Here is a 2926-nt window from a genome sequence, read left to right on the forward strand (position 1 = left end):
GGGGTTCTAGGGATTTTCCGTCCAAAAACGACAAAGTGCTCTGGAGGCCGCGCCGTCCGTGGCCTCCAGAGGGGTATTACTTTTCGCTGACGGGTAAATATCCCTCGATTGAGCGCATAAGCTCCTCCAGATCTGGCAATTTTTCGCTCAATTCGAAGTGGTAAGTCCCCTTGAGGTTAATGTTGTGCCAGGCCACAGGGGATGCCTGTTTGACGATATCTATTCTCTTGGTATCTCCTTGGTATTCGAAGCTGGTCAACAGCTGGCTGAGTATCCTGGAGTTGAAGTAAACGATGGCATTGGTGACCAGGCGAGCGCACTCATTCCATAGCTGGATTTCTTCGTCTGAACTGCCCCGGAACTGATCCCCATTGACGCTGCTCACGGCCCGACGCAGTTGGTGATAGGCCTCTCCCCGGTTCAGCGCGCGCTGAACATAGTTTCTTAAACTGGCATCATCGATGTAGCACAGTAGATAATTCGCTTTCACCAGGCGATTGTATTCCGTCAGGGCTTCCAGCAGCGGGTGATTGCGCTTGTACTCCGAGAGCTTTCTCACCAAGGTGGCTTGCGTTGTTTTCCGCTGCTTAAGTGATACTGCAATCCGTTGGATGGTATCCCAGTGCTGCGCAATACGATGGGTATTGATTGGCTTTTTTAAGCACAGCTGAATTCGGTGTTCTTTGTCTTCCTTGACATCAAACATGTCATTGATCACTTTGCCAACCTGGGCATAGCGTGGGGCAAACTGGTATCCGAACAGATCCAGTAACGCGAAGTTCACATGGTTCACCCCATGGGTATCGGTTGAGAGCACATCCGGAATGATGTCTGACGTATTGCTCATCAACAAATCAAAGATGTAGTGCGATTCATGTTCGTTGGCGCCGATCACTCTGGCGTTGATCGCAGCGTGATTGGCGATCAAGGTCATGGCAGAAACACCTTTTTGAGTGCCAAAGTACTTCGACGAATAACGGGTTTTGAAGGTCTCGCGCCGGGCTTCGAACTTTTGACCATCGGCACTGGCGTGGATCACATCTTCCTGGATGTTGTAGTACCGGAAGATGGGTAGCTTGGCTGTCGCGTTATTGATGTTGTCGTTAGCAGCATTCAATGTTTCCAGGCGAAGATAGTTCGCCTGGATAGTGCTGAGCTGATCATAGGTACGATCAGAGATCTGTGCCATGCCGTAAATGCCTTGATTGGTTGCATTGCCGACCAGAATTGCCAACAGGTCATATTCATGGGAACGGCTTCTGGATTGGGAACCCAGCACATGAGCGAAGCAGTCAATGAAACCGGTGTCACGATCAACCATGCGCAGTACATCCGCAATCCCCGTTGTGGGAATTTGCTGGAAGAAGGGATTGTTGACCAGATGATGTTTGCTGGCCGAAGGCAGGCGCCAGAAGCGTTTACCCTGCGGATTACGCAAGATGATATTCCGGTTGTCTTCCTGTTCAAGATATTCGCCGACTTCGTACAAACGGGTATCCAATTCCATGGCCATCTGTTTGATCAGCTTTTCAGGCTCCTCCGCTAATTTTGTAAAATGGCTCTGTTGAAGCAGCGTATATTTGTTTTTTCGCCAATGTTCCCCGTCGATCAGGTCGGCGTCGAGTGCCCGGTATTTAGTGATATCAGGCAGCGTCAGCTGGCCATTCAGGCGATCAGGAATCTGTTGATAGAGGAACCACTCATAACGATCGATCAGGATATTCCCTTCACCATCCAGCAGGAATTCACGTGATTTTTTGGAAAGGAGTCTGGTGTCGGCAGTTTGCAACTGAGCGTCCTGGCCGTTGAGTTCGTTTTGTGTTTTCGCCAAGGCGGCCGCTAAGTGCTGGGTGCCGTCGCAGCCTTCGAAGCGCAGACATAGGAACAACTCTCGCAGCAAACCTTTCCGCAGACTTTCTTTCTCGTCGCAGTACTGCCACATGGCTTCATCGACCGATCGTCGCTGCTCGTTCAGGAAGAGACATACAGATTCCAGATCCCTTTTGGTCAGCAGGCTCAGTGCTTGCTGTCTTACTGTTGCAAACGGTAGTTGCAGATCAATGCTGTCATCAATGAACAGGTGCAGTACTTCAGCTGCCTTGCTGACATTTTTAGCTGCTTTTTGCCAATCCTTAAACACCGCTTCCTGCGCATAATCCTTTGCCTTCTGTTTGGTCTGTCTGACATGATGCACAAAGCCATCGGCAATACGTTCCAGCGCTTGCTGCCATCGCGTTTGAAGATAGCACAATAAATACAGCCATTGGCTGCCTACGGTTTGACGTTTCAGTTTGGCACCGTAGTAGTCGACTTTCTCTGCCAGGTGTTGCAGATTTTTCTGCGACAGTGATAGCGTGCTCAACAGCAGATCCACTTCCGGCATCCAATGCTGGATATGGCGATAGACAATCAGTTCTTTCTCCAACTCGGTTCCGGTGAAGTTACGAGCCGATTGTCGCAACTGTCGGAACGGCAGTGGACCTGTGCCGTTCACGAGCTCCGCCAGTGCTTGCTTAAGACCGCGTGACATTGCACGCTCAAGGTGCGCGGCCATGTGTTCCTGTTCGTCTCCCACCACCTGACTGATGATCTTTTGCAGCGTGCTGTAGGCAGGGATTGCGATCTTCTGCCCCGAACAATATTCAATGGCCGCATCGAAGAGGTGCCTAGGCGCTGTCCAGGCTCTGGCTTGCTGGGATAAGTAATCTCTCAACGCCGCTCCATGGTCTTTGACATTCCAGCGCTGGTAGTTGCAGAGCTGGAAAACACGTTGGTAAATCCGTTCGTTCTCTTTTGGCGTGAGATTAAAGGGTCTACAGCCTGGGCCTGGTAGAACGGTTTGATAAACGTATTTGAGGTCCTGCTTGATCTGATGAAAGCCGGGATTCAGCACCACCGGCTTGGCTTTGAAATAGCCCAGCAGTAC

At 50.7% G+C, this 2926-nt stretch carries 1 protein-coding gene; it reads right to left on the bottom strand.

Translation table 11 applies throughout. The features are described from left to right. Positions 1 to 76: 76 nt before the first annotated feature. The coding region (locus PG892_RS21915) for a Tn3-like element IS3000 family transposase (RefSeq protein WP_270825861.1) at positions 77 to 2926 on the bottom strand (2850 nt) is incomplete at its 5' end.

This window comes from Aeromonas sp. QDB68, from assembly GCF_027707405.1.
GTDB lineage: Bacteria > Pseudomonadota > Gammaproteobacteria > Enterobacterales > Aeromonadaceae > Aeromonas > Aeromonas caviae.